We start from the raw sequence: 4,143 nt of genomic DNA on the forward strand, positions 1-4,143 counted from the left end.
CTGTAATCGTTGGAATAGCACGTTCAATAACGCCTTCGTGCTCTTCATCGCCAAAATATGGCAACTTAACAACAGTTACATCTTCACGTTGATCAAATACGGATAAACGAGGGTCAATTTTAGCACCTGTATCGCGATTTTCAAGACGCAAATTCCATTTTTGAGGGTTCGTGTGACGTTCACCCATCGTACCATTAGGAACAACGATTTCATTTGTAAGTTCATCGATCAATACCATTTGGAAGTCTGCGCCTTCCTCTTGGCGACCTAAGTCCTTAGCATTCAAGAAACGGCCTGGTTGTACAGTGCCATTGATATCTTCAACGCGTACAAGGAATGGCATATCAGTAAACTCTTTTGCATACTCTTTGAAGTATGGAGTTTCTTTATCGATGTAGTATTCTTTCAAGATTACGTGGCCCATTGCCATAGCAAGAGCCGCATCAGTGCCGGCTTTTACATTGAGCCAAGCATCGGAAGAAGTTGTGGATTCCGCATAGTCAGGAGATACGGATACAACTTTAGTACCTTTGTAACGAACCTCTGTTAAGAAGTGAGCATCTGGCGTACGAGTCAATGGTACGTTAGAACCCCAAGTCATGATGTAACCAGCATTGTACCAGTCACCAGATTCAGGTGTATCAGTTTGTTCACCCCAAACTTGAGGGCTAGAAGGTGGTAAATCGGCATACCAGTCATAGAAGGACAATGGTGAACCACCCATTAAGTTAAGGAAACGAGCACCTGCTGCATAGGACAACATGGACATCGCTGGAATTACAGAGAAGCCTGCGTTGCGGTCAGGGCCGTATGTTTTTGCAGTATATAATAAGGATGCAGCAGTAATTTCTGTCGCTTCATCCCATGTGGAGCGCACAAAGCCACCCATACCACGGGCAGATTTGTATTTTTTCGCTTTTTCAGGATCTTCTACGATAGATTTCCAAGCTTCGATCGGGTTCTTAGCATGCTTTTTAGCTTCTCTCCAAAGCTCAGCCAATTCGCCGCGCACATATGGATATTTTACGCGCAATGGGCTATAGAGATACCAAGAGAATGTTGCACCACGAGGGCACCCACGTGGTTCGTAATCCGGCATATCATCTGGTGTTTCAGGGTAATCAGTAGCCTGATTTTCCCACGCTACAACACCATTCTTAACGTAGATATTCCAGCTACAAGAACCAGTACAGTTTACGCCATGCGTTGTGCGGACAACTTTATCGTAAGACCAACGGTCACGATAAAAATTTTCCCACTCGCGACCGCCATCTTCAGTTATTTGATGGCCGCTTGGAGATACGTTCTTCTTGCGAAGAAACTTAAACTTTTGAGACAACAAGCTCATCTCGTGTCCTCCTTCAAAACTACAAAAAAATCCTTTGTGCTAGCTGAGCTAACACAAAGGAGAAAATACTGTTATTCGATATTACTAATATTAGGGTCTATATTATCAACCTCTAAATCAAGCAATCCGATTAAAGCATCAAAATCACAGATTACTAGATGGTGTTTGTCATAGGCTACATAGCCCAACTTACGCAACTCACTTAGCATGCGATTTAAACTTTCTCTTGATGTGGCAGCAAATTCAGCCAACTCTTGATTTGTTAGGGCGATATCGATAAAGATACCATCCTCGCGCTCTACACCATAACTATTGGCTAAGCGCAACAAGGTAGAATAAAATGCTCCCTTCTTGCCATATAGTAGCAAGTCTCGGTATTTTGCCTGTTGACGACGCATATGTAATGTGTAGATTTGCATCATCGCAATAGCCAATGAATGATCTTGTGCAATAGCTGGCTCTAACACATCATAGCGAATGGAATAAACAGAGCAATCCTCCCGAGCGATGGCGTTGAACACATAAGTTCTTGTGTTCTCCTCATACAACGGAACCTCACCAATTACATTATTCGGACCTACTAGACGCAACGCAAAAATGTGCCCACTAGATTCGAATTTCTTAATGCTCATTCTACCTTTTAACACTACGTAAAAGTGTTCTGCCTTGTCCCCCTCGTGGAAGAGAAAATCACCTTTTTTAAGATGGAGTTCCTCGCCCGGCAAAGCAAGTAATTGGTTAATTAAATTTTTATCCATACCTTCACCACTCCATTGTACTTTTAAAATAAAATCCATTAGTTATACTAATCTATTTATAGTAAAAGCACATGTATTATATACTTTTTTGTATATATAAGATTATTATAACTTATTAATTTCAGAATATGTGTGTTTTATGTCACATTCACAAAAAATTTTACAATATATAATATATTTGTGATATAAGACATTGCAAATTTTGTTGATACAATAATTATAACTCAGTTCTCTAAGTGATTCGAATATTTTCTATAGAAATTCTATAAATTGCAATATTCATATACATTGACTGATAATTGTATCTTCCATGTCTTCATTGCATGTATAGTTTTTTAGTAAGGAGAAGTTCAAAATGAGCGAACTAAAAATGCCTCAAGTAGGGGCAAGCCGTAGCGAAATTGTGGCTAATTGGCAACCAGAAAATCCAGAATTTTGGGAAAAGTTTGGTAAAAAAATTGCTAAACAAAACTTGGTTATATCCACAATTGCATTAACCCTTTCATTCTGTGTATGGTATTTATGGGCAACCATTGCAGCACAACTAAATGGCGCTGGCTTTAACTTTACAACAGATCAATTATTTACATTAGCCGCATTACCAGGTCTTGTAGGTGCTACATTACGTTTCGTATATACCTACATGCCAGCCTTAATCGGTGGTAAGAACTGGACATTTATTTCCACACTTATTTTATTAGTTCCTGTTGTATGGCTTGGCTTTGCTGTTCAAGATACAACAACTTCTTATACGACATTCATGATCTTAACTGCCCTCATCGGTTTAGCGGGTGGCAACTTCTCGTCCTCCATGGCGTACATTGGCAACTTCTTCCCTAAATCCGAAAAAGGTACTGCTCTTGGTATCAACGGCGGTGTTGGTAACCTTGGTATTTCTGTAATCTACTTCTTGGCTCCATTCGCTATGGGTTCTGCTGCATTAGGTAGCGTATTTGGTGTAACACCAGCTATCATCAAAGGTAACGCAGTATACCTTGCCAATGCGGCTTTCATGTGGATTGTACCACTTGTTGTTATCCTTGCACTTATGACACGTTTCATGGATAACTTACCACTAGAAAAACCAAATCCTAAAAATCTTGTACAAATCTTTGGGAACAAACACACTTGGGCACTTACATTGCTATACACTTGTTCCTTCGGTGCTTTCTCTGGTTATGCGGCAGCACTTGGCTTATTAGTAGGTAAAGAATTCCCTGAAGTTCCATTTGCGTCTATCGCATTTGTTGGTCCTCTTGTATCAGGTGCCCTTCGTCCTGTAGGCGGTTGGTTAGCAGATAAGATCAATAGCGGTACAAAAGTTACCTTTGTAAGCCTTCTCGGTCTATGTGCAACAACAGCGCTAATTGCAGTTGGCGTAGATATGCACAACTTCCCATTCTTCTTTGCTATGTCCGTGTTGACATTCGTATGCTGTGGCTTCGCAACTGGTGCTACATTCCGTATGATTCCTCACGTATTTGGCAATCCATTGCTTTCCTCTTTAATTACAGGTTTCGTTGCTGCCGTAGCTGCATACGGTGCTTTCATTACACCTAAAATCTTCGGCTTCACATATTCCACATTCGGTAATATCTATCCAGCCTTCGCAGTATTGTTAGCCTTCAACATCGTAACTGTAGCAGTATGCTACTGGTTCTACGTACGTAAGGCAGCAAATATGAACGTATAATTTTCTGGAACAGAAAATTTACGTTCACTGGACCGTACAACAAAATATAATTCACTTTTCTTAACTAAGTGATAAAAGAAACCCCGTATCTCTCCTCCATACTTATCAGGTCTGCGGCCTAGGGCCTTGACCTCGTAAGTCGGATTGATGCGGGGTTTTCTTTTATGAAAATATAGTTATGGATAAGCTACTCAAACATAGTGAATTATATTTTACGCAGTACAAGACGTTAACAAATTTTCTGTTCAAAATTATAGCCTTCATTTCGAGGGAAGAAAAGGGACTGCTAGTGATATGTACCCCCTTTACTGGACAACCAGTAAAGGGGGTATTTTCATGAGATA

Annotated in this window: 3 protein-coding genes; 1 reads left to right on the forward strand and 2 read right to left on the reverse strand. The window is 40.4% G+C overall.

All coding sequences use genetic code 11. From position 1 onward, the window contains the following. Both QZR70_RS08555 and QZR70_RS08560 read right to left on the reverse strand, forming a co-directional pair. A partial coding sequence (locus tag QZR70_RS08555; protein ID WP_295794514.1) for a molybdopterin-dependent oxidoreductase occupies positions 1 to 1,348 on the reverse strand: 1,348 nt, incomplete at its 3' end. Between the two features lie 71 nt (positions 1,349 to 1,419). After that, positions 1,420 to 2,106, reverse strand: coding sequence for a Crp/Fnr family transcriptional regulator (locus tag QZR70_RS08560; protein WP_295794518.1), 687 nt, complete (start codon positions 2,104 to 2,106; stop codon positions 1,420 to 1,422). A gap of 355 nt (positions 2,107 to 2,461) precedes the next feature. Between QZR70_RS08560 and QZR70_RS08565 the strand changes: the two genes are divergently transcribed. Further along, positions 2,462 to 3,799, forward strand: coding sequence for an MFS transporter (locus QZR70_RS08565; protein ID WP_295794516.1), 1,338 nt, complete (start codon positions 2,462 to 2,464; stop codon positions 3,797 to 3,799). Positions 3,800 to 4,143 lie beyond the last annotated feature (344 nt).

The sequence above is a fragment of the uncultured Veillonella sp. genome (assembly GCF_900545205.1).
GTDB lineage: Bacteria > Bacillota > Negativicutes > Veillonellales > Veillonellaceae > Veillonella.